The sequence below is a fragment of the Nocardia sp. NPDC050793 genome (assembly GCF_040654065.1).
GTDB lineage: Bacteria > Actinomycetota > Actinomycetes > Mycobacteriales > Mycobacteriaceae > Nocardia.
The window spans coordinates 264,370-287,725 of the sequence record NZ_JBFAHG010000004.1; the positions used below are offsets into that span (position 1 = coordinate 264,370).

Annotated in this window: 22 protein-coding genes; 15 read left to right on the forward strand and 7 right to left on the reverse strand. The window is 69.2% G+C overall.

Annotated elements, in window-relative coordinates; translation table 11 throughout:
- The first annotated feature begins 79 nt into the window (after window positions 1-79).
- From AB0H50_RS15765 to AB0H50_RS15775, 3 genes are all read left to right on the forward strand, one after another.
- Window positions 80-832: an SDR family oxidoreductase gene (locus AB0H50_RS15765; RefSeq protein ID WP_357452250.1), complete on the forward strand. Its 753-nt coding sequence runs from the start codon at window positions 80-82 to the stop codon at window positions 830-832.
- A 76-nt stretch (window positions 833-908) separates the two neighbouring features.
- Window positions 909-1,844, forward strand: coding sequence for a 4-(cytidine 5'-diphospho)-2-C-methyl-D-erythritol kinase (locus AB0H50_RS15770; RefSeq protein WP_357452253.1), 936 nt, complete (start codon window positions 909-911; stop codon window positions 1,842-1,844).
- Between the two features lie 95 nt (window positions 1,845-1,939).
- A complete protein-coding gene (locus AB0H50_RS15775) occupies window positions 1,940-3,730 on the forward strand; it encodes an ABC-F family ATP-binding cassette domain-containing protein (protein ID WP_357452256.1) in 1,791 nt (596 codons plus the stop codon).
- A 102-nt stretch (window positions 3,731-3,832) separates the two neighbouring features.
- On the opposite strand, the gene AB0H50_RS15780 is transcribed toward AB0H50_RS15775, so the two are convergent.
- Together AB0H50_RS15780 and AB0H50_RS15785 are read right to left on the reverse strand one after the other, a co-directional pair.
- Window positions 3,833-4,741 carry an Abi-alpha family protein gene (locus AB0H50_RS15780; protein ID WP_357452259.1) on the reverse strand — a complete coding sequence of 303 codons (909 nt, stop codon included), beginning with the start codon at window positions 4,739-4,741 and terminating at the stop codon, window positions 3,833-3,835.
- Entirely contained in the window at window positions 4,732-6,006 is a 1,275-nt protein-coding gene (locus tag AB0H50_RS15785) for a hypothetical protein (RefSeq protein ID WP_357452262.1), read from the reverse strand. The genes AB0H50_RS15780 and AB0H50_RS15785 overlap by 10 nt, the downstream gene beginning before the upstream one ends.
- Window positions 6,007-6,423: 417 nt before the next feature.
- Between AB0H50_RS15785 and AB0H50_RS15790 the strand changes: the two genes are divergently transcribed.
- The 4 genes from AB0H50_RS15790 (at window position 6,424) to AB0H50_RS15805 (ending at window position 9,612) form a co-directional block, all read left to right on the forward strand.
- The gene (locus AB0H50_RS15790) at window positions 6,424-7,299 is read left to right on the forward strand and encodes an Abi-alpha family protein (protein ID WP_357452270.1); all 876 of its coding nucleotides are present in this window, start codon (window positions 6,424-6,426) and stop codon (window positions 7,297-7,299) included.
- A 279-nt stretch (window positions 7,300-7,578) separates the two neighbouring features.
- Window positions 7,579-8,106: a nuclear transport factor 2 family protein gene (locus tag AB0H50_RS15795; RefSeq protein ID WP_357453400.1), complete on the forward strand. Its 528-nt coding sequence runs from the start codon at window positions 7,579-7,581 to the stop codon at window positions 8,104-8,106.
- Window positions 8,103-9,062 (forward strand): sigma-70 family RNA polymerase sigma factor, encoded by a 960-nt coding sequence (locus AB0H50_RS15800; RefSeq protein ID WP_357452273.1) that lies wholly within the window; start codon window positions 8,103-8,105, stop codon window positions 9,060-9,062. Before AB0H50_RS15795 ends, AB0H50_RS15800 begins: the two co-directional genes overlap by 4 nt.
- A 112-nt stretch (window positions 9,063-9,174) precedes the next feature.
- Complete coding sequence (locus AB0H50_RS15805) at window positions 9,175-9,612, forward strand: SgcJ/EcaC family oxidoreductase (RefSeq protein WP_357452276.1); 438 nt, start codon at window positions 9,175-9,177, stop codon at window positions 9,610-9,612.
- Between the two features lie 109 nt (window positions 9,613-9,721).
- On the opposite strand, the gene AB0H50_RS15810 is transcribed toward AB0H50_RS15805, so the two are convergent.
- A complete protein-coding gene (locus AB0H50_RS15810) occupies window positions 9,722-11,365 on the reverse strand; it encodes a peptide chain release factor 3 (protein WP_357452279.1) in 1,644 nt (547 codons plus the stop codon).
- Between the two features lie 308 nt (window positions 11,366-11,673).
- On the opposite strand from AB0H50_RS15810, the gene AB0H50_RS15815 reads away from it, so the two are divergent.
- The gene (locus tag AB0H50_RS15815; RefSeq protein WP_357452282.1) at window positions 11,674-12,264 is read left to right on the forward strand and encodes a 50S ribosomal protein L25/general stress protein Ctc; all 591 of its coding nucleotides are present in this window, start codon (window positions 11,674-11,676) and stop codon (window positions 12,262-12,264) included.
- 23 nt (window positions 12,265-12,287) lie between these two features.
- On the forward strand, window positions 12,288-12,869 hold the full coding sequence (gene pth, locus AB0H50_RS15820) for an aminoacyl-tRNA hydrolase (protein ID WP_357452285.1): 582 nt from the start codon (window positions 12,288-12,290) through the stop codon (window positions 12,867-12,869).
- 50 nt (window positions 12,870-12,919) lie between these two features.
- Here the strand turns inward: pth and AB0H50_RS15825 are convergent, their stop codons facing one another.
- Window positions 12,920-14,566, reverse strand: coding sequence for a fatty acyl-AMP ligase (locus AB0H50_RS15825; RefSeq protein WP_357452288.1), 1,647 nt, complete (start codon window positions 14,564-14,566; stop codon window positions 12,920-12,922).
- A gap of 150 nt (window positions 14,567-14,716) precedes the next feature.
- Window positions 14,717-15,409, reverse strand: a complete 693-nt coding sequence (locus AB0H50_RS15830) for a lysophospholipid acyltransferase family protein (protein ID WP_357452291.1) — start codon at window positions 15,407-15,409, stop codon at window positions 14,717-14,719.
- Between the two features lie 98 nt (window positions 15,410-15,507).
- Here AB0H50_RS15830 and AB0H50_RS15835 point away from each other — a divergent pair, with 98 nt between their 5' ends.
- The 3 genes from AB0H50_RS15835 to AB0H50_RS15845 all read left to right on the forward strand — a co-directional run bounded on the left by AB0H50_RS15835 (window position 15,508) and on the right by AB0H50_RS15845 (window position 17,376).
- Window positions 15,508-16,071, forward strand: coding sequence for a TetR/AcrR family transcriptional regulator (locus tag AB0H50_RS15835; RefSeq protein WP_357452294.1), 564 nt, complete (start codon window positions 15,508-15,510; stop codon window positions 16,069-16,071).
- Window positions 16,072-16,156: 85 nt separating this feature from the next.
- Window positions 16,157-17,014: a hypothetical protein gene (locus AB0H50_RS15840; protein ID WP_357452297.1), complete on the forward strand. Its 858-nt coding sequence runs from the start codon at window positions 16,157-16,159 to the stop codon at window positions 17,012-17,014.
- Between the two features lie 98 nt (window positions 17,015-17,112).
- Window positions 17,113-17,376, forward strand: coding sequence for a hypothetical protein (locus tag AB0H50_RS15845; RefSeq protein WP_357452300.1), 264 nt, complete (start codon window positions 17,113-17,115; stop codon window positions 17,374-17,376).
- Here AB0H50_RS15845 and AB0H50_RS15850 read toward each other — a convergent pair.
- Window positions 17,373-18,290: a ribonuclease Z gene (locus AB0H50_RS15850; protein ID WP_357452303.1), complete on the reverse strand. Its 918-nt coding sequence runs from the start codon at window positions 18,288-18,290 to the stop codon at window positions 17,373-17,375. The genes AB0H50_RS15845 and AB0H50_RS15850 overlap by 4 nt on opposite strands.
- On the reverse strand, window positions 18,290-19,468 hold the full coding sequence (locus tag AB0H50_RS15855) for an aminotransferase class V-fold PLP-dependent enzyme (protein ID WP_357452306.1): 1,179 nt from the start codon (window positions 19,466-19,468) through the stop codon (window positions 18,290-18,292). The genes AB0H50_RS15850 and AB0H50_RS15855 overlap by 1 nt, the downstream gene beginning before the upstream one ends.
- 240 nt (window positions 19,469-19,708) lie before the next feature.
- Here AB0H50_RS15855 and egtA point away from each other — a divergent pair, with 240 nt between their 5' ends.
- The 3 genes from egtA (at window position 19,709) to egtC (ending at window position 23,287) form a co-directional block, all read left to right on the forward strand.
- Entirely contained in the window at window positions 19,709-21,019 is a 1,311-nt protein-coding gene (gene egtA / locus AB0H50_RS15860; protein WP_357452309.1) for an ergothioneine biosynthesis glutamate--cysteine ligase EgtA, read from the forward strand.
- Window positions 21,020-21,119: 100 nt separating this feature from the next.
- Window positions 21,120-22,460: an ergothioneine biosynthesis protein EgtB gene (gene egtB / locus AB0H50_RS15865; RefSeq protein WP_357452312.1), complete on the forward strand. Its 1,341-nt coding sequence runs from the start codon at window positions 21,120-21,122 to the stop codon at window positions 22,458-22,460.
- Window positions 22,460-23,287 carry an ergothioneine biosynthesis protein EgtC gene (egtC, locus tag AB0H50_RS15870; RefSeq protein WP_357452315.1) on the forward strand — a complete coding sequence of 276 codons (828 nt, stop codon included), beginning with the start codon at window positions 22,460-22,462 and terminating at the stop codon, window positions 23,285-23,287. The genes egtB and egtC overlap by 1 nt, the downstream gene beginning before the upstream one ends.
- The last annotated feature ends 69 nt before the right edge of the window (window positions 23,288-23,356 follow it).

The window sequence follows — 23,356 nt, forward strand, 5'->3', positions numbered from 1 at the left end:
GACTCGGATTTTATAGCGATCACTAGATAATCTGCTACTGTCCCATTCTGTAGCGATCACTAGAGAAAGGGGCCCGGTCATGGGCACACTGACTGGTAAGACGGCACTGGTGACCGGCGGCAGCCGCGGCATCGGGCGCGCCGTCGCGGAACGGCTGGGACGCGACGGCGCGCGAGTCGCCGTGCACTACAACGGAAACGAGCAGGCCGCGAAGGACACCGTCGCCGCGATCGAGGCGACGGGCGGCGCTGCCTTCGCCTTCCGTGCCGAACTCGGCGTGCCCGGCGACGCGGCCGCGCTGTGGGCGGCCTTCGACGCGCTCGCCGACGGCCTGGACATCCTGGTGAACAACGCGGGCACCGACGGCATCCGCGAGCCGATCGGCGGCACCGACGAGGCGGCCTTCGACCGGGTCTTCGCGATCAACACCAAGGCGCCGTTCTTCGTGACCAAACTCGGTCTGGACCGGCTCCGCGACGGCGGTCGGGTCGTCAACGTCTCCACCGGACTGACCCACGGGCTCGGCATGCCCGAGCTGATCGCGTACACGATGACGAAGGCGGCGATCGACTCGTTCACCGCGGTGCTGGCCAAAGAGGTCGGGGCCCGCGGCATCACGGTGAACGCGGTCGCCCCCGGCGTGATCGACACCGACATGAACGCGGGGTGGCTGCGCAATCCCGAGGCCGAGGCGGCGGTCGCGGCGTTCTCGCCGCTGCGGCGGGTGGCGCAGCCCGCTGAGGTCGCCGATATCGTCGGCTTCCTCGCCTCCGCCGACGCCCGCTGGGTGACCGGTCAGTGGATTGATGCGACAGGCGGTGCGCTGTTGTGACCAAACGGATCACGGCGGGTGAATGACGGATATCGAGCCCGGCGATTGTCGGACCCACCCACTAGGCTTGAACACCGTGTTGTCAGTAGTGCCAAGCCCCGTCACCGTGCGCGCACCGTCGAAGGTGAATCTCCACCTCGGCGTCGGCGACCTGCGCGCGGACGGGTACCACGACCTGACCACCGTGTTCCAGGCGCTCTCGCTCAGCGACGATCTCGAGCTCGCGCCGTCGTCGGCGCTGACCGTCCGGGTGACCGGCGAGGGCGCGGCCGAGGTGCCCACCGACCGCAACAATCTGGTGTGGAAGGCGGCCGTGCGCCTCGCGCACCTCGCGGGGCGGGCGCCGCTGGTGGAAATCACCATCAGCAAGGGCATTCCGGTCGCGGGCGGCATGGCGGGCGGCAGCGCCGACGCGGCCGCCGCGCTGGTCGGCCTGAACGAGCTATGGGACATCGGCCTTTCCCGCGACGAATTGGCCTCGGTCGCCGCCGAACTCGGCAGCGACGTCCCGTTCGCGCTGCACGGCGGCACCGCGCTCGGCACCGGCCGCGGCGAACGGCTGCTTCCGGTCCTGTCCCGCAACACCTTTCACTGGGTGCTCGCGCTGGCCAAGGGCGGGCTGTCCACGCCGTCGGTCTTCGCCGAACTGGACCGGCTGCGCGAACTGGGCGACCCGCCGCGGCTCGGCGAACCCCAGCGGTTGATGCAGGCGCTCGCCTCCGGCGATCCGCACCAGCTCGCTCCGCTGCTCGGCAACGACCTCCAGGTGGCCGCGGTCTCGCTGAAGCCGGAGCTGCGGCGCACGCTGCGCGCCGGCGTCGGCACGGGCGCGCTCGCGGGGCTGGTGTCCGGCTCCGGACCCACCTGCGCCTTCCTCTGCGAGAGCGAGGACGCCGCCGTCGCGGTGGCCGCGGAACTCGCGGGCGCCGGCGTCGCCCGCAGCGTCCGCACCGCGAGCGGACCGGTGCCTGGCGCGCGCATCCTCGACACGGACACCTCGGCCAAGCGCTGACCCCACCGCGCATCGACCGCGCGCGGGCACACGATGCCGGGTGAGTAGGCTCGTACGGTCGGCAAATCACCCGGAGAGGCGGGCTAGCAGCGTTCATGTCCAACCTGATCAACCTGGAGCAGGTTTCCAAGAGCTTCGGGGTCAAGCCCCTCCTGGACAACGTCTCGCTCGGGGTGCACGCGGGCGAACGCATCGGCGTCGTCGGCCTCAACGGCGGCGGCAAGACCACGCTGCTAGAGGTGCTCACCGGCATCGAGGAGCCAGACAGCGGCCGGGTGAGCAGGCTCGGCGGGTTGCGTCTCGCCGTGGTCACCCAGCGCGGCACGCTGCCCGAGGGCGCCACCGTCGGTGAGGTGGTGCTCGCCGGTCTCGCCGACGATCAGATGACCGACGGCGTCGCCGAACACGAATGGGCGGCGAACCCGCGGATCCGATCGGTCCTCGACGGCATCGGCATCCAGGGCCTCGGCATGGAAACCCCGGTCGCCAACCTGTCCGGCGGCGAGCGCCGTCGCGTCGCGCTGGCCGCCGCGCTGGTGCGCGAGCTCGACCTGCTCGTCCTCGACGAGCCGACCAACCACCTCGACGTCGAGGGCGTGCAGTGGCTGGCCGCGCACCTGCTGAACCGCCGCTCCGCCCTGGTTGTCGTCACCCACGACCGCTGGTTCCTCGACACCGTCGCCACCAACACCTGGGAGGTCGTCGGCGGCAAGGTCGAAAGCTACGAAGGCGGTTACGGCGACTGGGTTTTCGCGCGCGCCGAACGGGCCAGACAGGCCGACGCCAGCGAGGCGCGTCGGCGCAATCTGGCCCGCAAGGAGCTGGCCTGGCTGCGGCGGGGTCCGCAGGCCCGCACCTCCAAACCGCGCTACCGGGTGGAGGCCGCCGAGGCGCTGATCGCCGACGTGCCGCCGCCCCGCGACAGCGTCTCGCTGGCCGCGTTCGCCCGGAAGCGCCTGGGGCGGGTGGTCGTCGAGCTCGAGGACACCACACTCACCACGCCGGACGGCCGCGAGCTCGTGCGTGACCTGACCTGGCGGCTCGCGCCGGGGGAGCGGGTCGGCTTGGTCGGCGTCAACGGCTCCGGCAAGACCACCCTGCTGCGCGCGCTTGCCGGTGATGCCGCGCCCGCCGCGGGCAAGCGCATCCAGGGCCAGACGGTGCAGATCGGCTGGTTGCGGCAGGAACTCGACGACCTGCCGACCGAGCTGCGCGTGCTCGAGGCGGTGCAGCAGGTCGCGCAGCGAATCATGCTGGGCGACAAGGAGGTCTCGGCCGGTCAGCTGGCCGAGCGGCTCGGTTTCACACCGGCACGCCAGCGCACGCCGGTCGGTGATCTGTCCGGCGGTGAGCGGCGCAGGTTGCAGCTCACCCGCATCCTGATGGCCGAGCCCAACGTGCTGCTGCTCGACGAGCCGACCAACGACCTGGACATCGACACCCTGCAGCAGCTGGAGGATCTGCTCGACAACTGGGCGGGCACCCTGGTGGTCATCAGCCACGACCGCTACCTGATCGAGCGCATCTGCGACTCGACCTGGGCGCTGTTCGGCGACGGCAAACTCACCAACCTGCCCGGCGGCATCGAGGAGTACTTGAAGAAGCGGGCCGCGCTGAGCGCACCCGCGCCCGCCCGCCCGTCCGCGGACAAGCCCGTCGCCGCGGCCACCGATTCCGCGGCCTACCGCGCGGCTCGCAAGGAACTCACCCGGCTGGAGCGCGCCATCGACAAGCTGACCGAACGCGAGGAGCGCCTGCACGCCGCCCTCGCCGACGCAGCCACCGAACCGGAGAAGCTCGTCGGCCTCGGCGCCGAACTCAAACAGGTACTCGCCGAGAAGGAAACCGCCGAAGAACGCTGGCTCGAACTCGCCGAGGGCGTCTGACCGACGCGGGGTCCCACACACCGTCCGCACGCGTCACATAGCCAGTGCCTATGTGACGCGTGTACGCGGTGTGTGGCACCTGAGCCGCGCGCCTTGGTTCGTTCAGCTGGATTCGGCGCGGCCTTCGGTCACCACCGGAAGACAGGTCTGCACGAAGTCCGCGCCGAAGGTCGTGAGCACGATGCTGCGGTAGTGCACCTTGGTGCCGAATCCGGAGCGCTTCAACAGCTCTCGCACCGGTGACTGCGCCTCCAGCAGCTGGTAGCGGTTCGGGTTGTCGACCGGTTCCTTGGCGAACTCGATCAGCCCGAGCCTGCGCAGGTTGGTGAGGTACTGGGGCACCCGGTTCGGGAAACGCAGCCCGGCCTGTTCGCCGATCAGCGTGAGCCCGGACAGGTAGCGCTCAGCGCCGAGCGCCCTCGGCCGTCCGACGCGGATGTCGATCGAGGGCTGCGGGCCGTCCACGTGCAAGAAGCGCAGAATGCGCGCCTCGTCGGGTGTGAGTTCCGCGAGCATTCCGGCGAAGGCCGGGTGGATCTCGGATGCCTCGGCGTGCGTGCTCGCCGAGAGGCGCAGCAGCGCGGCGCCCTGCTCGCGCAGGGTGGGTACCGCCGGATCGGTGCGTTCGGGAGTGGCGGCGGGCAGGCCGAGCGCCCGGCGCAGTGCGTCGCGGACCTCGGCTTCGGCCTCGGCGAGCACCTCGCGCGGCGGCACACCCGCGATGCTGCCCTTCACGACGGTTCCGGTGACGCCGAGCGCGGTGTCGACGGTCCATGCGGTGACTTCGGAGGCCGCGGTGAAGGCGACCTTGGCTACCCCGCTCGCGGCGCGCACCGTCTGGCGTGGCGACGGCACGCGCCGTTTGGCGGGCGGCTTCCCCGCGGGTTCGATATCGGAGAGCGGCCACCGGGCGAGCTCCGTCGACGGCGCGACGGACTCGGAATGCTCGGCGGCCTGGATATCGTCGGCGTCCGATCCCGCGTTGTTCTCGCCCGAGCCCGTCATACCCATGTCGTCGCCACTCCCGTTCCGAAGATCAGAATGTGAGCGTATCCGGCCAAGAGGCCCAGCGCGCCGCCATGGACGAAAAGCAACCATTCATCCTGTTTGATGGCCGAACGCAGCATTTCCACGAAGTCCGGCGGCTGCAGAGCGGACATCTGTTTGGCGATGTAATCGTTGATCTGCTTGCCCTGTTGGAGGTTGAAGTCCGGATCGGCGAACGCGATCGGCGCGATGGACATCGCCTCGGTGGTCAGCGTCGCCTGCAGCGAGTCGTATTCGCGGCTGCCCAGCATGAATTTCACCGCGGGCCGCGCCGGGCCGAGCGCCCGGTCGGCGGCCGGGCGCAGGGTGTCCTCCAGCATCTGCATGGTGCGATCCGAGCGCGGACCGTTGAGCAGTTCGTCGCCGATATTGGCGACCGTCATCACCTGACTCGACACCAGTTCGGCGTAGCCGTCGGTGATCTCGGACTGCCGTTTGATCAACAGGCCCTGCCGCCACGGGCACCACCACTTCGGGTAGGCCGGGGCGAAGATCATGTTGATGCCGATCCAGTTGACCACCCACCCGATGATCACACCGCCGATCGGCAGCACCACCCACGTCGACAACCCGGTGACGTGCAGGATGAGCACGAGCAGCGCGCCCATCGGCGCGCCGAAGTAGAAGCCGAAGTTCTGCATGAACCGCAGCTCTTTGGCGCCGAGCACCTGGAACAGCGTGTTGAGCAGCTGCGGGCGCGCCTGGAAGTAGCGGATCACCATCTGTTTGACGTCGATCAGCTGATCGATGTTGGCGCCCAGTTCCTCGGTCAGCTCGCGCAGGATCTCGGGCAGCTGCTGGCGCACCCTCGCGTGCACCATGTCGCGCACCTGGCTGGGAAGGTTGTACCAGAGCTGCGGGTGCTCGCGGCGCAGGATTTCCTCGACGATGTCGGTGATCTGCGCGTCGGCGATGCTGGCCAGGTGCTCGGCCAGCTTGTCGGGTTCCAGTTCGCGATAGAAGTCGGAGACGCTACCGAGCTTGGCGAGCCCTTTGTCGACGGCGATGCTGGCCATTTTGTCGGCGCGCGAGGGAACGATGCCCTGCCAGCCCATTCTGCCGTCGTAACTCAGCAGCGGGAGTACTTGGATTCGCTTGGGCAGGAAAGGGTAGAGCGCCCGTAGGCCGGGCGCTCGGATGCCGTGAAAGGCGATGGGCTGGAACAGCATGAGCACGCCGGTCCAGTTGGTGATGTAGCCGATCACTCCTGTGAAAAGCGGAATGGTCAAAAGCTCGAGGAGGATCGTGGGGTGAACTCCGAAAACACTCTCTAACAACGACACCCTCCTGCCGAAAAACCGGTGATCGCCGCCTCACCGGCACTCAAAGTAGCACCCCGTCGGCAGCTGGACCCTATTGTGAGTTGCGGTGCCTCGTCCACGACTCGACGGACCGGAGCACACTGTAGTGTCTGAGACATCAGTCACAGTATCTGTGTCGAATGCCGCATTGTCTCGGTCGGGACGAGAGAATGACGTCCGCCACATCCATTTAGCGGATGAAAGATGCTGGGGTGCTGGCGATCGGGTCCGACGGGTGGGCTCGGCCGGGACGCGCGAACAAGTTGGGGTTCGCTACGCCTGGAAGACGGTCGGGCAATAATCTGTGGGCGGATTCGTTCACTTGGCGACACTTCGGAGTAGAACGTGGCAGACGACAGGACCGGACAGGACGTAACCCGGGCCGGTTCCCGCGCGGTAGAGCGCAGCTCGGATGTCGAACAGCGGCAGATCAGCAACGAGGCGAGGCTGATCCGCGGGGTGTTCCGGGCCGCAGGGCTGGCCGCGGGTACGGCCGTGCGCGGCGGACAGTGGGCGGTGAACACCTCGTACGAGGTGACCAAGGAGATCGCCCAGGCCGCGCTGGACGGCGAATCCTCGGCGGAGATCGCCGAGCGGACCGGCAACGCGTTGCGCTCGATCGCGCGCAGCGCGCTCGGCGTGACCGAGGGTTCGGTGCGCGAAATCGTCAGCTACGTACCGACTCCCACCGGCACGGCGCAGCAGGCCATCGCGATGGGTTCGTACCTGCGCTCGGCCACCACCGAGGAACTGCGGCGGCGCGGCGACGCGCTGCTGGCGCGGTCGGCCGACGTCTACTTCACCGAGGACGTGCACCCGGCCTACGACCGGATCCTCGACGAGATCGCGCCCGACGAGGCCCGCATCCTGCGCTTCATGTCGCTGAACGGTCCGCAGCCCGCGGTGGACGTGCGGACCAACCGCCCGCTCGGCATCGGATCCGAACTCGTCCAGGGCGACCTGACCTCGGTGCCGGAACAGGCGGGCGTGCGCTACCCGGACCGCGCCAGGTCCTACCTGATCAACCTCAACCGGCTCGGCCTCACGCTGACCTCCGACGATCCGGTGGTGCTCAGCCGCTACATGGTGCTCGAGGTGCAGCCGGTGGTGGAGGCCGCGCTGAAGAAGGCGGGACGCGCGCCGAAGATCGTGCGCAAGAGCCTGCGGCTGACCGAATTCGGCGAGGATTTCTGCCGCACCTGCTTTACGATCGGTAGTTGATCTTCCCGGGCGTCCAGTCCGTGCGTTGATAGCAATCTGATACAGATCTCCCAAACCGTGAAGCTCGGGGGCTTCGGATGGGATTGTTGAGGTATGGATCAGGGAAGCGGCGAGCAGGGGCGCGGCGACTCGACCGTGGACGCGGCCGAGGAAGCCGCCGAGCGTGCGGAAGAGACTGCCGAACGCGCGGCCCCTGAACCGCGCAACGGCGCCCAGCCGGAGGACACGGACGTCCGTGATCCCCGGCGGGTCGTCCAGCCGCCCGCCGACCGGCCGGGCATGGACGACGTCGCGGCCATCAGCCGCCTCAAATTCCGCTACCTGCGCGCGCTGGACACCAAGTCGTGGGAAGAATTCGCCGACACCATGATTCCCGAGGCCACCGCGACCTACAGCGAGTACCTGCAGTTCGAATCGCGCGACGCCTTCCTCGCTTTCATGCGCAACACGCTCGGTCCGCACGTCATCACCGAGCACCGCTGCGATCATCCCGAGATCGACGTGGAGGGCGACACGGCAACGGGCACTTGGTATCTGGCCGACACCGTGCTCATCCCGGCGCACAACATGCTGCTGCGCGGCGCGGCCTTCTACACCGACCGCTACACGCGCTGCGACGACGGCCAGTGGCGCATCGCGCACACCGGCTACGAGCGAACCTACGAGGTGGTGCTCTCGCTCAGCGACCTGCCGAGCCTGCGCCTGACCTCCAGCCGCTGGGGTCTGATCGCGAGAGAGGACGGCATCGCGCCGGTCGAGCGCGAACCGGGAGCCGCACCGGTGCGCGAGGAGCCCGAGGCCGAATGACCGTGCAGCCGGCGCGGGCGACCGAACCGGAGTTCGAACGCATGGTCGCCCCGCTGCGCGCGGAACTGCACGTGCACTGCTACCGGATGCTCGGTTCGGTGCACGATGCCGACGACGCGGTGCAGGAATCGCTGGTGCGAGCCTGGCGCAACTTCGACAAGCTGACCGATCGCGCCGGGCTGCGGCCCTGGCTCTACCGCATCGCGACCAACCGCTGCTTGACCTTGCTGGAGACTCGCCGCCGTCGCGAACTGCCGGTGGATCTGAGTCCCGGCGCGCCGATGGGCGATATCGCCTGGCTGGAGCCCTATCCCGACGCCGAGGTGCGCGGCACGGCACCGGAGACAAGATACGAGGCGCGCGAGGCGGTGGAGCTGGCGTTCGTCGCGGCGTTGCAATATCTGCCCGGGTTGCAGCGTGCCGCGTTGGTGCTGCGCGACGTCCTCGGTTTCTCGGCCCGCGAGACCGCCGAACTGCTGGAGATCAGCGTGGCCTCGGCCAACAGCGCGTTGCAGCGCGGGCGGGCCGGTGTCGAGGCGCGGCTGCCAGAGCGATCCCGGTCCGCGTCGCGCACCATGGCCGACGACGAGATCCGCGACCTGGCCCGGCAGTACGCGGACGCGTGGGAGGCGGGCGACGTGTCCGCGATCGTCGCCTTGCTCAGCGCGGACGCGAAGTACTCGATGCCGCCGCTGCCCGAGTGGTACGCCGGTCGGTCCGCCATCCGCGAGTTCCTGCTCGACGGTCCGCTGCGCTATCGCTGGCGCTTTCTGCTCACCTCGGCCAACGGCCAGCCCGCTTTCGGCACCTATCTCTGGGACGAGGAGCGCGGGGTCTTCGCGGCGATGGCGTTGGACGTGATCGCCGTACGCGACGGACACATCGCGGAAGTGGTCTCGTTCCTGGATCCCGAGCTGTTCCCCGCCTTTGGCCTGCCCGCCGAACTGTCCGCCTGAGATATCCGCGCGTAAAGATCCCCCGCACCGATGAGTTCCGCGCGCGGCGCGGGTTATACGGCTGACGGGACGGACCCGCCCCGTGGGGGGTAGCACCGAAGGGAAGGCCACCATGAACGAAGAAGCGCAGATCCGCGAGCTGATCGAACGATGGGTCGCCGCGATACGCGCCGCCGATCTCGACGCGGTACTCGCCGACCACGCCGACGACATCGTGATGTACGACGTGCCGCCGCCCAACGACGGTGTCCGCGGCATCGACGCCTACCGGCAGACCTGGTCGCCGTTCTTCGCCTGGCTGGCCACGGGCGCGGTGTTCGAGATCGTCTCCCTCGAGGTCACCGCGGGCGACGACGTGGCGTTCGCGCACGCGCTGCTTCGCTGCGGGACGCCCGAGGAATTCCTGGCCGATCCGGACAAACGATTGCGGCTGACCATAGGACTGCGGAAGATCGACGGCCGCTGGACGGTCGTGCACGAACACCACTCGTTCCCGCTGCCGATCGCCGACCCCGCCGCAGCGGAAGTGCCTGCGCTGCACCGAGATTGATCCGACACCACGGCCGGATCCGGATCGCATCCCGACGACGTCGTCACGGACCCGCCGTTGCGACAACGGTCTCGACCGCCCGCCGTGACGGCTCAGCCGGTCGTCGCCCTCAGTTGTCCGCGGCGGCGACCAGCGGTTCCAGCGTCAGCTTCGGGTGTTCCTTCTCGATGTACTGCAACCGCCACTTGTCGCTGAACAGCGCGAGCAGCGCGCCGTCGCTGCGGGTGAACACCTCGACGCCGCGCTGGCGGCCGAGTTCCTCCGCCGAGGCGGCGTCGGTGCGCCTGGCCAGCGAGTAGCCGAGGTGTTCCATGTTCGTTTCGACGTTGAACTCCGCCAGCATGCGCGCGGTGACCACCTCGAACTGCATCGGGCCCACGGCAGCGAGCACGGGGGCGGCGTCACCGCGGACGTCGTTGCGCAGCACCTGCACCACGCCCTCGGAATCGAGCTGGTCGATGGCCTTGCGGAACTGCTTGTACTTGCCCGCCGTCCGCGCGCGCAGCACCGCGAAGTGTTCCGGCGCGAAGGACGGGATCGGCGGGAACTCCACTTTCTTGTCCACGAACAGCGTGTGGCCGGGCGCCAGCGCGGTCGCGTTCACCAGGCCGACCACGTCGCCCGGGTAGGCGGTGTCGACGGTGGCGCGCTCCCGGCCGAACACGGTCAGCGCGTACTTGGTGGCGAACGGTCGTCCGGTCTGCGCGTGCGTCACCACCATGCCGCGCTCGAACTCACCGGACACGATCCGCATGAAGGCCAGCCGGTCGCGATGCGCGGTGTCCATGCCCGCCTGCACCTTGAACACCACCGCGCTGAACGGATCGGTGGTGTTGCGCGGAGTGCCGTCGACGGCCTTGCGCGCGCCGGGCGCGGGAGCCAGCGCCACCAGCGTCTCCAGCAGCTGGCGCACACCGAAGTTCAGCATCGCGGAGGCGTAGATGACCGGCGAGGTCTGTCCCGCGAGGAACAGCTCCTGGTCGTGGTCCTGCCCGGTGGCCGAGAGCAGTTCGCTCTCCTCGACGGCGGTGGTCCACGCCTCGCCCTCGCGCACCTCGGCGGACTGGGGGGTGATCGAGTCCTCCGGCGCGATCGTCGCGCCGCCCGCGGTGCGGGTGAAGTGGATGTATTCGAGCGCCTCCCCGTCCGCGCCGCGGCGCAGCAGACCGCGGAAATCGCCGGCGATACCGACCGGGAGGAACAACGGCGTCGGCGTGAGGCCGATCCGCTCCTCGATCTCGTCGAGCAGCTCCAGCGGCGCGCGGCCCGGCCGGTCCCACTTGTTGATCACGGTGATCACGGGGATGCCGCGGTGGCGGCAGACCTGGAACAGCTTCAGCGTCTGCGGCTCCAGCCCCTTCGCGGCGTCGATGAGCATCACGGCCGCGTCCACCGCGGTGAGCACCCGGTAGGTGTCCTCGGAGAAATCGGAGTGACCGGGGGTGTCGACCAGGTTGATGACGCTGTCGACCTCGGAGCCCGCGGCGCGGTAGTTGAACTGCAGCGCGGTGGAGCTGACCGAGATGCCGCGGGCCTTCTCCATCTCCATCCAGTCGGAGACCGTCGACTTGCGGCCGGCCTTGCCGTGGATCGCGCCCGCCTCGGAGATCATCCTCGCGTGCAGCGCCAGCGCCTCGGTGAGCGTCGACTTGCCCGCGTCCGGATGCGAGATCACTGCGAAAGTGCGGCGCCGGGCGACCTCGGCGGGCAGTCCGCGCGGGGTGGGCGCGACGACGTCCTCAGGGGCGGTCAACGTGAGCAACCTTTCACAGGCGAGCGAACGAACAACCTGTCCAGATTACGCGACCGGGGTTGCGACCCGCCGAACCGCGTCTGACCACCCGATTCATTCGCCGTGCGCGGCCTGGGGTATGGTGTTCGGGTTGTCTCGGCGAGGGTGTCCGCAGACGTTTTTGCGACACCGTGATCGACGCGGCGCGGCTTCCGGCCGTCCTCGTTCGGTCTTCGCCCCGACGAGTAGACCAGAACCCAGCCCAGGGCGCCACCCTCCCTGGCGGGCACCTTTGACAGCCCGGAAGAGCCGTAGGAGTAGATCCAGTCATGTCCGACGTCAACCTTCTCGAAGCCGCCGTACGCACCGAGTTCGGCAAGGGAGCCGCGCGTCGCACCCGTCGCGCGGGCAACGTTCCCGCCGTGCTGTACGGCCACCAGGCCGACCCGCAGCACCTCGCCCTCAACGCCCAGGCCTTCGCCGCCATTCTGCGCGAGCACGGCACCAACGCGGTGCTGAACCTCGTCATCGACGGCAAGAAGCAGCTGGCGCTGACCAAATCCGTTGTGGTGCACCCGATTCGCCGCTACATCGAGCACGCCGACCTGCTCATCGTCAAGCGTGGCGAGAAGGTCACCGCCGATGTCAACGTCACCGTCACCGGTGACGCCGCCGCGGGCACCCTGGTCACCCAGGAAACCACCACCATCTCCATCGAGGCCGAGGCGCTGAACCTGCCCGAGGCCATCGAGGTCTCCGTCGAGGGCGTCGAGGCGGGCACCCAGATCACCGCGGGCGAGCTCCAGCTGCCGTCCGGTGTCGCGCTGGCCGCTGACGCCGAGACCCTGGTCGTCAACGTCATCGCCGCGCCTGTCGCCGAGGCGGAGGCCGTCGAGGCCGAGGCCGCGAGCGCCGAGTAAGGACGCCCGGAACCGGTTCGTCGATGACCGAATCCACGACCGGGCCCGCGCTCGTCGTCGGACTTGGCAACCCAGGTCCGGAGTACGAGCGCACCCGGCACAATGTCGGTTTCCTGGTCGCCGACGTGCTCGCCGAGCGCGTCGGCGGCCGTTTCGCCGTGCACAAGAAGTCCGGTGCCGACCTGCTGCAGGCCCGCCTCGACGGTCGCCAGGTCCTGATCGCCAAGCCTCGGTCCTTCATGAATCTCTCCGGAAGGCCGGTGGCCGCGCTGGCCAGATTCTTCTCGGTGCCGCCCACCGAGGTGATCGTCGTGCACGACGAACTCGACCTGCCCTTCGGCGCGGTCAAGCTCAAGCGCGGTGGCGGGGAAGGCGGCCACAACGGGCTTCGGTCCGTCTCCAGCGCGTTGACCACGAAGGATTACGTGCGCACCCGGATCGGCATCGGCCGTCCGCCCGGCAGGCAGGACCCGGCCGATTTCGTACTCAAGCCGTTCTCGGCGCCGGAGCGCAAGGAAGTTCCGGTGATCGTCGAGCAGGCCGCCGACGCGGTGGAACTGCTGCTGCGCGTCGGGCTGGAAACCGCGCAGAATCAGTTGCACTGAATCGAGCTGGCGCCCGCGCTCAGCTGCCGCCCGGCGAGTTCCTTTGCGCGTCAGTGCAAGTGGACGGCCGTGGCAGAGCGGCGCAGCTTGCCCGACGAGGTCTTCGGCAGTGCGCCGGGGCCGAGCACGGCCACCGTGCGGGGGCGGACGCCGACCTCGGAGAAGACAGCGTGCACGATCTCGCGCTCGATGCGCTTGACCTCGTCGTGGTTCTGATGGTCGTTCGATTCCACCACCACGGCGAAGCTCTCCCGCTTCTGTCCCGCGTCGAGCCGGACCGCGACCGCGTTGCCGGGCCGCACGCCGGACACGCGCATGGCGGCCCGCTCGATGTCGGTCGGGAAGATGTTGCGACCGGCCATGATGATGACGTCCTTGATGCGGCCGCAGACCACCACCAGACCCTCGTCGGTGAAGTAGCCGATGTCGCCGGTGTCGAGCCAGCCGTCCTCGTCCTGGGCCGGGCGGAATCCGTCGACCGTCACGTAGCCGGAAGTCACCGCGGGCCCGCGCAATTCGATGACGCCGACGGAACGGGCCGGCAGCGGTTGCCGTTCGGAGTCGACGACGCGGCCCTCCAGCTGGTCGACCAGGTAGCCGAGCGTCGGCAGGCGGCGCACGTTGGCGTGGGCGACATGCTGATCCGGCACCGGCACCGCCTTGCCGAGCGCCTCGAGCAGATCGGCGTCGATGACGTCGAGCACCTGTCCGTGGCCCGCGTCGGGGACCGAAACGGCCAGCGTGGTCTCGGCCATCCCGTACACCGGGGTGAGCGCCATCGGGTTGAGCCCGAAGCGTTTTCCGGCCTCGGCGAGGGCGTTCATGGTGTCGGGGTCGACCGGCTCGGCGCCGTTCCACATGTAGCGGACGCTGCTCAGGTCGAGTGAGCCGTCCTCGGCATGCTTCAGCCTGCGTGCCAGCAGGGAGTACGCGAAATTCGGTGCCGCCGTGACGGTTCCGCGGTACCTGTCGATCAGTTCGGCCCACAGCACCGGCCGGGTCAGGAAGTCCAGCGGTGTCACGCACACCACCTCGGCACCGAATTGCATGGGAACGCTGAGGAATCCGACCATGCCCATGTCGTGGAAGAGCGGGAGCCAGCTGATCATCACGTCGTTGTCGAGCTGGAATTTCACCCGATCGAACATCGCGTAGGCGTTGACATAGAAGTTGGCGTGCGTGATCTGCACCGCCTTCGGCGATCCGGTGGAGCCGGAGGTCAATTGCAGCAGGGCGACATCGGATTCGGTGGTCGGCACGGGATCGGTGTCGGGGCCCTCCGCCAGCTGGTCGATCCGGACCACGGTGATGCCGCGCTCGCGCAGCAGCGGTTCCGCCGCCTCGAACGGCGCGCCGAGGACCACCGCGCGCGCCTCGACCATGCCGAGCACGGTCTCCGTGTCGCGAGCCCACACCGCCAGGTCGGTGCGCGGGGTCGGCTGATGCAGCATCGTGATCGACGCGCCGCGCATCCAGATCGCCTGACAGGCGGGCGCGATGTCGACCGGCATTCCCGCGAGCACGCCGACCGCGTGGCCGTGGTCGATGCCCGCCGCCGCGAGTCCGCCCGCCATCCGGCGCGCCGTCCGGTGGACCTCGCCCCAGGTCTGTCGCCGCGGCGCGTCCGGCTCCCCGGTCACCAGCCCGCGGCTGGTGGACCGCGCCGTCGCGTACATCTCGTCGGTGAACCTGCTCACTGTCGGACTCCTCGTCACACGATGGACCGAGCACCCGGCCTCTTCCCACTATCCCGCGAGAACGCCGCGGCGTTAACCCCCTGTCGCGACCGAGATGCATGCGGCGCGGCACCGCTTCCTTCCCAGGCCGTCGCCTCGGTTTCTCCCTGATCAGGCGTGGTGCCCACGCCCCTGTGTACTCGTGCCGCGGGACTTGAAGAGGGCGGCGTAGGAGTCGACGTACTGCCGGCCTGACCGCCGTGCCAGCTCGCGCATCAGCGCATCGGTTTCGGTCCGCGCATCCGTGCGCGTCCCGGCGGGCGGGTAATACCGCGGCGCGCTGAAGTGGATGCGCACCTTGGCGAATCGCCACATGCGGCTGCCCGGCGGATTGACCCGGTCGGTGCCGGACAGCACGACGGGCACCACCGGCGCTCCGGTCGCGATGGCCACCCGCAGCGCCCCGGTCCGGCCGCGGTAGACGCGTCCGTCCGGTGAGCGAGTGCCCTCCGGATGGATGGCCCAGATACCGCCCTCTTCCAGAATCCTGGTCGCGGCCGCGAGCGCGTCCGCCGCCGCGGTGCCGCCGGTCCGGTCGACCGGCACCTGGCCGGCGACGGTGCAGAACCAGCGAGTGAACCGGCCCTTCCAGCCGGGGGTGGTGAAGTACTCCTGCTTTGCCAGGAAGGTGACCCGGCGGGGCAGCACCAGCGCCAGGTACAGCGAGTCGATCACCGCCAGATGGTTGGCGGCGACGATCACCGGTCCGCTACGCGGCACGTGCTCGAGGCCGACGATCTCCGGTCGGCCGAGAATCCGCAGCAGCGGACCGAGCAGGACGTGCTTGAACAGGTGATACCACAAAAGAGGCCCTCCATCGGCGAATGCGTAGACAATGTCTACATTCCGTGCGTAGACATTGTCTACCCCGCTGGGCGTGATCGGCTCGGCGAAGGGGCACAATGTTTCGCGTGGCAGGGAACGAATCGCTGAGCGAACGACTGATCGCCGTCGGCGTCGATCTGCTGGAACAGGAAGGCCCGGACCGGCTCGGGCTGCGCGCCATCACCCGTGCCGCAGGCGTTTCGCACGGCGCGCCCCGCCGCCACTTCCCGACCCATAAGGCACTGCTCGCGGCCATTGCGACCAGAGGATTCGCCGACCTCGCCGATCGCTTCGCCGCGTCCGACGACGCGGGCGCTCCTGCGCGAGACCGGTTGCGTCGCATGGCCGTCGACTACGTCGGCTTCGCGGCCACCCGCCCGCAGATGTTCACCCTCATGTTCCGGCACGATCTGCTCGAGGGTTCCGGCGCGAACCTGCGCGCCACCACTCTCCCGATCTTCGACCGCTTCGCCGATCTCGTCCGCCAGGCCCGCCCAGCCGCCCCCGACCGCGCCCTGGTCCTCTGGACCGCCCTGCACGGCCTGGCCACCCTCCGTGCGAACCGCAGCCTCACCCTCGTCGCCCCCACCGCCGACGACTCGACACTGGTCGAGGAGATCCTCGAATTGCACCTCGCCTGAACAACTTTCCGCTGGTACGGCGCGTCGCGGAGCGGCACGCCGACGGCGATCGGTTCCGTCGGTGCGCGCCGGTACTGTGCCGCGCATGCCATCGCAGCAGCATGAGCTGATCATCGATATGTTCCGGGCCCGACCGGACATGATCCCGCCGCTATTGGCAGCGCTCGGCTGGCAGCTGCCCGAGTTCGACAAGATCGAGAACTTGTCCGGTGATCTGCCGATTCTGGCGCCGACCGAGTACCACGCGGATTCGGTGGCGGTGCTGCATGCCGCAGCGGGGCCGGTGCTGGCGGTGGTGGTCGAGGTCCAGCTACGCCCTGATCCGGACAAGCGATGGTCGTGGCCGGTGTATGTCGCCGCGCTGCGAGCGCGGTGGAAATGCCCGACCGTGCTGCTGGTGCTGTGCCCCGACAAGCGGACCGCTCGGTGGGCGGCGAAGCCGATCGATTTCGGGTACGGCCACCCCTACGCCCGGCTCGTGCCACTCGTGCTCGATCCGGCCGCCGTCCCGGTGGTCACCGACCTGGAAACCGCCAATACGCTGCCGGAACTCGCGGTGCTGTCGGCTGCGTCGCACCACACGCACCCGGACAACGCGAAGGTGTTCGCGGCCGCGGTGGCGGCGCTCGAGACCTTCGAGGGGGACCGGGCCAAGCTGTACTATGACTTCATCCTGAAGAGGCTGCCACGAGCCGCCCGAGCCGTTTGGGAGACGCTGATGACCGCCACGCTCCGCAACTACGAGTACCAGAGTGACTTCGCCCGCCGGTATTTCGCGGATGGTGAAGTTCGCGCTCTGCTGGCGGTGCTGGATGCGCGTGACATCCCGGTATCCGACGAGGTCCGCGATCGCATCACGGCTTGCACGGATACCGACATCCTGGCCGAGTGGGTGCGCCGCGCGGTAACAATTGCGACAGCTGAGGAGCTGTTCGCGGAGTAGCACCCCGAGCCGTCGAAGTGGGTGGTCGGCGGCCCTGGCTTCGCTGGTTGACGAGATCTTTTCTCTTTCAGGTGTGGCGACGGTGTGGGGAGGCACTGATGATGCGTGTCGGTATGCGCCCGTATGAATTCGAGAGCGAGTTCGCGCGGCGCTACTTCACGCATGGCGAGAAGGCGGGCATACGACAGGGCAAACGGGACGCGGTCAGAAACGCGGTGTTCGTTGTGCTGGACGCGCGGACGATCCCGATACCGCACGACGTCCGCGACCGCATCACGGCATGTGCCGAAACCGAGCAGCTGTCCTTGTGGCTGCGGCGGGCGGCGGTGGTCGAGGACGCCGACGATCTGTTCCGCGATTAGCGGCGTGGCGGGAAAGGGATGCGCGCCAGGTCTTCGGCGATGACCAACTCACCGGTGAAGTACTTCTCGGCTTCCGCGCGGTGGCCGTCTAGGGTGCGGTAGCGCTGGGAGAAGTGGGTGAGGACGAGTGTGTGCACGCCTGCCTCGGCGGCGACGCGCGCCGCTTGGCCCGCGGTGAGGTGGCCGTATTCCTCGGCGAGGTGGGCGTCGGCGTCGAGGAAGGTCGCCTCGACGACCAGAACGTCTACGCCGGAAGCCAATTCGTACACGCCATCGCACAAGCGGGTGTCCATGACGAAGGCGAAACTCTGCCCCGGCCTCGGCTCGCTGACCTCGGCCAGAGTGACTGTGCCGCCATCGATTTCGAGTACGCCTTGGTGTTGCAGACGGCCGATATCGGGTCCGCGAACACCGCGGGCGCGTAACCGGTCCGGCAGCATCCGATGTCCTGCGGGCTCGGTCAGCCGGTAGCCGAAGGCCTCGACCGGATGCGACAGCAGCACCGCCTCGATGCCGAAGGGCGCGTCCGGCGCGGGCAGCGCACCTGGTCCCGCGATCGGCCGCGCTCGCAGCTCGACGGTCCGGTAAAACGCCGTGGCATTGCACAACCGCTCGAAATACGCCTCGCCGGAAGCGGGGTAATACACGTCCACCGGGTGCGCGACCCGATCCAGGTTGATCCGCTGCACGATGCCGGGCAGCCCGAGGCAGTGATCGCCGTGGAAGTGCGTCACCGCGATCCGCGTGATGTCGCCCGCCGCCAACCCCGCGAACGCCATCTGGCGCTGGGTGCCTTCGCCGGGATCGAACAGCACACCCTCGGCGCCCCAGCGCAGCAGATAGCCGTTGTGGTTGCGCTGCTTGGTCGGCACCTGGCTCGCGGTGCCGAGCACGACGAGCTCGCGCTGCGACATCAGAGCGCGGCGACGGCGGCCACGAAGCGGTCCAGTTCCTCGAAGGAGACGAAGCAGTGCGGGGAGGCGCGGACCACCGAGTCCAGACCCCGCGCCGTCATGTCCAGCAGCGTGGAACTGGCGAAACTGACCGTGACCGTGATGTTCTGGGCGGCGAGCCGGTCGCGCACCTCGGTGGCGGCGTGCCCGTCCACCGTGAACGAGACGATGCCGCTGTGCCGAACGCCGTTGTCGCGCACGGTGACTCCGCCGATCTCGGGCAGCGCCTTGCGCAGGTACTCCGCCCGCGCGCCGATCGCGGTGTAGACGTCCTCCGGCTCGAGGTCGAGCAGGTATCGAACGGCCGCGCCGAGCCCGAGCCGGGCCGCCACATCGCACTCCCAGAATTCGAAGCGACTGGCGTCCGGTGCGAGCCGGTACTCGTCGGGGCCGGTCCACTCCGCGCTGTGCAGGTCGAGCCGCTGCGGCTCCATCGAAGCGGCCAATTCCGGTCGCACATAGAGGAATCCGGTGCCGCGCGGCCCGCGCAGCCACTTGCGTCCGGTGACCGAGAGCGCGTCGACGCCGAGCTCGGCCACGTCGATCGAGATCTGCCCCGCCGACTGGCAGGCGTCGAGCAGCACGAGCGCGCCCACCGAGTGCGCGATTCTGGTCGCCTCGGCGGCCGGGTTCACCAGCCCGCCGTTGGTCGGCGCGTGCAGCAGCGACACCAGCTTGACGCGTTCGTCGACCAGCTCGGCCATGGCGTCCAGGTCGAGCTGCCCGCTGCCGTCGTTCGGGATCTGCTCGACCGTCGCACCCACCGCGCGAGCCCGCTGAATGGCCGCGATGGCGTTGCTGGCGTAGTCCGATCCGGAGATGAGCACCCGGTCGCCGGGCCCGAGCGGGACGGAGTAGAAGAAATCGGTCCAAGACCGCGTCGCGCTGTCACTCAGGGCGATGGCGCCGGGATCGGCGTTGATCAGCGCGCCGATCGCGGTCTTCACCGCGGCGAGGTCGTCGAGGCGTTCGTTGGCGGCGCGGTAGCCGCCGATCTCGGCCTCCCTGCGCAGGTGGTCCACGACGGTGTCGAGGACGATCCGGGGCGGAAGGGAGGAGCCCGCGCTGTCGAGGAAAACCAGCCCCGAATCGGACTGACAGCCCGGCGTGTCCTCGCGTACCCGTTTCTCGTCCAGCATGCCGACGACCTTATCGGTACAAATGTCCCCGCGCAGGCGCTCAGGCACCGCCCCAGGTAGGACCGTCTGTTCGATTGCTGGACGGTTTTTTGTCGGTATCCGTGGCTACCCTGGTTGGAACGGAACCACGATGAGAGCGCGTTCGGATGGGTGTTCGAGCGCGGACGACAGCGACACGAAACACGATCATGGCGCTCGGACGGATGTCCGGCCCGCGCACGAACTCAGGTGGAGGTTGGCATGGCGGCCATGCTCGAACATCCGGAATCGGCCAGGCGAGCCATCGAGCCCGGCGATCTGTCCTCGCGGGCAGCCGCCGAGGCCTATGTCGGCGGCGTCTGCTTCAAACTTGGACCACCGACGCTGATCGGCGCCGAGCTCGAATGGCTCACCGTGCAGGGTGAGTGTTCGGCGTCCGGGCCCGCGGCAGGGCCTCGCCCGCAGCTGTCTGCCTTCGCAGCCGCCCTCGGACCGTACGCTCCGCGGTCCATCGCCCCCGATTCACCCGCACTACCGCTGCCGGGGGGAAGCCGGGTCACTCTCGAACCCGGCGGTCAGATCGAGCTCTCCAGCGCACCGTATGCCGCCGCCGCCGAACTGTGCGAACGCCTTGTCGGTGATGCCCGCTACCTGCGCGAGTTGCTCGAAACCCGGTGCATCCGAATCCTTTCCCTCGCCGCCGACGCGGACCGCCGCCCGAAACGGGTGTTGCAGCTTCCTCGCTATCGCGCCATGGAGCAGTCCTTCGGCGGCATCGGCCCCTTCGGCAAGCTGATGATGTGCAACACCGCGGCCGCCCAGGTCAGCGTCGACGCGGGCGCCGACCGCGCCGAGGTCACCGCCCGGTGGACCGCGCTGTACGCCATGGGCCCGGCCCTTGTCGCCGCCTTCGCCTGTTCCCCCACGCTCCGCGGCGCACCCGACGGCGCCTGGGCCTCGCAGCGGATGCGCGCGTGGCTCCGCCTCGACAATGCCAGGACCCGCCCGCCGGTGCAGGAATGGTCAGACCCCGTAACCGCTTACGGTCGCTGGGCGCTCGATGTCCCCCTGCTGTGCGTGCGCAGACCCGATGCGCCCGCGAACGGAAACGGTCTCGGATGGACGGCACCGCCGGGCGCGACGTTCGCGGACTGGTTGTCCGGCGCGTTGGACGACGAAATCGGCCGCCGCCCCGACACCGCCGATCTCGACTATCACCTGACCACCCTGTTCCCGCCGGTCCGCGCCTCCGGACACCTGGAGGTCCGTTACCTGGACGCGCAGCCGGGCGACACCTGGACGGTCCCGATCCACGCCATCGACGCGCTGCTGTCCGCGCCCGCCGTCGTCGCCGAGGCGACCGCGCTGGCCGCGCCCGTGGCAGGCCGGTGGTTGCAGGCCGCCCGCTACGGTCTGGCCGACGCCGAGATCGGGAGGGTGGCCGTCGACCTGCTGGCCCTCGCCGCCGACCACGCCCGCGGGCCGTCGGCAGCCCGCGAACTCGACGACGCCTCGCAACGATGTCGTCGCGGCCGCACTCCGACCGATGCCAGGGTGGAGGCCGCGTCGTGAACCCAACCGCAGCGCGTGACAGTCACGCGCACAGCATCATTCGACGAGGCCGCGGCATGTCCGGTCCGTCCTGCCGCACTACCGCCCGGAGAGCGTTCCCGTGACCACTTCTGCTGTCCCCACCGACCATTCCGGCACCGAGCGACTCCGCGACCGGATCGCCGAGGTGCTCACCACCGCCCGCACCAGGACCCTCGGCCTGACCGACGTCGTCGACGAGGCCGAACTCGTCGCCCAGCATTCCCGGCTGATGAGCCCGCTGGTCTGGGATCTCGCGCACATCGGCAACCAGGAAGAGCTGTGGCTGGTGCGCGACGTGGGCGGGCGCGAAGCCGTCCGCGCCGACATCGACGAGCTCTACGACGCCTTCAAACACAAGCGGGTCAATCGCCCCGAACTGCCGCTGCTGAATCCGACCGAGGCCCGCGGCTACGTCGGCACCGTCCGCGACAAGGTGCTCGACGTGCTCGACAGCAGCGCGTTGCGCGGAAACCCGTTGGTGGACGGCGGTTTCGCGTTCGGCATGATTGCCCAGCACGAGCAGCAGCACGACGAGACCATGCTGGCCACCCATCAGCTGCGGACGGGGGCCGCGGTGCTCGCCGCGCCGAGCGCTCCCGCGGCCGCCGTTCCGGTCTCCGGCGAGGTGATCATCCCGGCGGGCGAGTTCATGATGGGCACCTCCACCGATCCGTGGGCGCTGGACAACGAACGCCCCGCGCACCCGGTGCATGTGCCTGCCTTCGCGATCGACGCCGCGCCGATCACCAACGAGCAGTATGTGGCCTTCGTCGAGGACGGCGGCTACGAGCGCCCCGAGCTGTGGTCCGAGCGCGGTTGGGCGCATCGCGTCGAGGCCGGTCTGGTCGCGCCCCAGTTCTGGGACCGGGATCCGGCCGGGCACTGGTGGCGGCGGGTTTTCGGCGTGATGACCCCGCTGCGGCCGCAACAGCCGGTGCTGCACGTCTGCTGGTTCGAGGCCGAGGCGTACGCCAACTGGGCGGGCAAGCGACTGCCCACCGAGGCCGAGTGGGAGAAGGCCGCGCGGTACGACCCGGACACCGGCGCCGCCCGCCGCTACCCCTGGGGCGACGCCGAACCCGCTACCGCCACCGCCAATCTCGGTCAGCGCCATCTCGAACCGGCCGAGGTCGGCGCGTACCCGGCGGGCGCCTCGCCCGCGGGCGTTCACCAGCTGATCGGTGACGTCTGGGAATGGACGTCTTCCGGTTTCGAGCCCTATCCCGGCTTCCGCGCGTTCCCATACCGGGAGTACTCCGAGGTGTTCTTCGGCGGCGACTACCGAGTGCTGCGTGGCGGTTCGTTCGGCACCGATCCGGTGGCCTGCCGCGGCACCTTCCGTAACTGGGATCACCCGATTCGCCGCCAGATCTTCTCCGGCTTCCGCCTCGCCCGCGACCTGGGCCGGGACGAGATCTGATGTGCCGTCACCTGGGGTATGTCGGCCCGCCCGCGTCGGTCGGCGAATTGCTCACCCGTGGTACGCATTCCCTGCGCACCCAGGCGTGGGCACCGAAGGACATGCGCGGCGGCGGCACCATCAACGCCGACGGCTTCGGTGTCGCGTGGTGGCGCGACGGCGCGGGGGGCGCGCCGGAGGCGAGCCGCTATCGCAACGCCGACCCGATCTGGACCGATCCGGCCGTGGAAGAGGTACTGCCCCAATTGGTGTCGGGCGCGGTGCTCGGCTCGATCAGATCGGCCACGGTGGGGATGCCCATCGAACGGGCCGCGTGCGCGCCGTTCACCGACGGACGCTGGGCGTTCAGCCACAACGGCGCGGTCCCGGAATGGCGGAAGGTGCTCACCGCGGTGATCTCGGATCTGGACGTGGCCGCGACCAGGGCGGGCGCCACCCGCCTTTTCGAAACCGCTCGGCTGCTCGAGGCCGAATCGCCCACCGACGCCGCAGCGCTGTGGGTGCTGCTGCGAGACCTGTTGCGCTCCGCGGAATCCGGTGGTTTCGCGAGTTCTCCGGCGACCGCGCTGCGCCTGCTGGTCGCCGCCGTGCTGCGGCACATGCCGACGGCCCGGCTCAACCTGCTGATCGGTGACGGCGAACAGGTGTGGGCCACCACGGTGCACCACGCGCTGTCCGCGCTGGTCACCGACGACGTGGCGATCCTGTCCTCCGAACCGTACGACGACGACCCGCGCTGGCAGCCGATTGCCGACCGAAAACTGGTGTACGCCAAGCCCGGCGTGCTCTCGATCGAAGAGCTGACCCCGCCCGACGACTCCGTCTGACCGACCGCGAAGCCGCGAGAGCCACCGCACCCAGTCCGGCCCGCGCTTCCGACCCCATCCGAGCCATAC

What these genes read in the sequence shown, in the direction of transcription:
- AB0H50_RS15765 (WP_357452250.1), top strand. Translation starts at nt 80, where the DNA reads ATGGGCACACTGACTGGTAAGACGGCACTGGTGACCGGCGGCAGCCGC.
- AB0H50_RS15775 (WP_357452256.1), top strand. Translation starts at nt 1,940, where the DNA reads ATGTCCAACCTGATCAACCTGGAGCAGGTTTCCAAGAGCTTCGGGGTC.
- AB0H50_RS15780 (WP_357452259.1), bottom strand. Translation starts at nt 4,741, where the DNA reads ATGGGTATGACGGGCTCGGGCGAGAACAACGCGGGATCGGACGCCGAC.
- AB0H50_RS15795 (WP_357453400.1), top strand. Translation starts at nt 7,579, where the DNA reads ATGGACGACGTCGCGGCCATCAGCCGCCTCAAATTCCGCTACCTGCGC.
- AB0H50_RS15800 (WP_357452273.1), top strand. Translation starts at nt 8,103, where the DNA reads ATGACCGTGCAGCCGGCGCGGGCGACCGAACCGGAGTTCGAACGCATG.
- AB0H50_RS15805 (WP_357452276.1), top strand. Translation starts at nt 9,175, where the DNA reads ATGAACGAAGAAGCGCAGATCCGCGAGCTGATCGAACGATGGGTCGCC.
- AB0H50_RS15815 (WP_357452282.1), top strand. Translation starts at nt 11,674, where the DNA reads ATGTCCGACGTCAACCTTCTCGAAGCCGCCGTACGCACCGAGTTCGGC.
- pth (WP_357452285.1), top strand. Translation starts at nt 12,288, where the DNA reads ATGACCGAATCCACGACCGGGCCCGCGCTCGTCGTCGGACTTGGCAAC.
- AB0H50_RS15835 (WP_357452294.1), top strand. Translation starts at nt 15,508, where the DNA reads ATGTTTCGCGTGGCAGGGAACGAATCGCTGAGCGAACGACTGATCGCC.
- AB0H50_RS15840 (WP_357452297.1), top strand. Translation starts at nt 16,157, where the DNA reads ATGCCATCGCAGCAGCATGAGCTGATCATCGATATGTTCCGGGCCCGA.
- AB0H50_RS15845 (WP_357452300.1), top strand. Translation starts at nt 17,113, where the DNA reads ATGATGCGTGTCGGTATGCGCCCGTATGAATTCGAGAGCGAGTTCGCG.
- AB0H50_RS15850 (WP_357452303.1), bottom strand. Translation starts at nt 18,290, where the DNA reads ATGTCGCAGCGCGAGCTCGTCGTGCTCGGCACCGCGAGCCAGGTGCCG.
- AB0H50_RS15855 (WP_357452306.1), bottom strand. Translation starts at nt 19,468, where the DNA reads ATGCTGGACGAGAAACGGGTACGCGAGGACACGCCGGGCTGTCAGTCC.
- egtA (WP_357452309.1), top strand. Translation starts at nt 19,709, where the DNA reads ATGGCGGCCATGCTCGAACATCCGGAATCGGCCAGGCGAGCCATCGAG.
- egtC (WP_357452315.1), top strand. Translation starts at nt 22,460, where the DNA reads ATGTGCCGTCACCTGGGGTATGTCGGCCCGCCCGCGTCGGTCGGCGAA.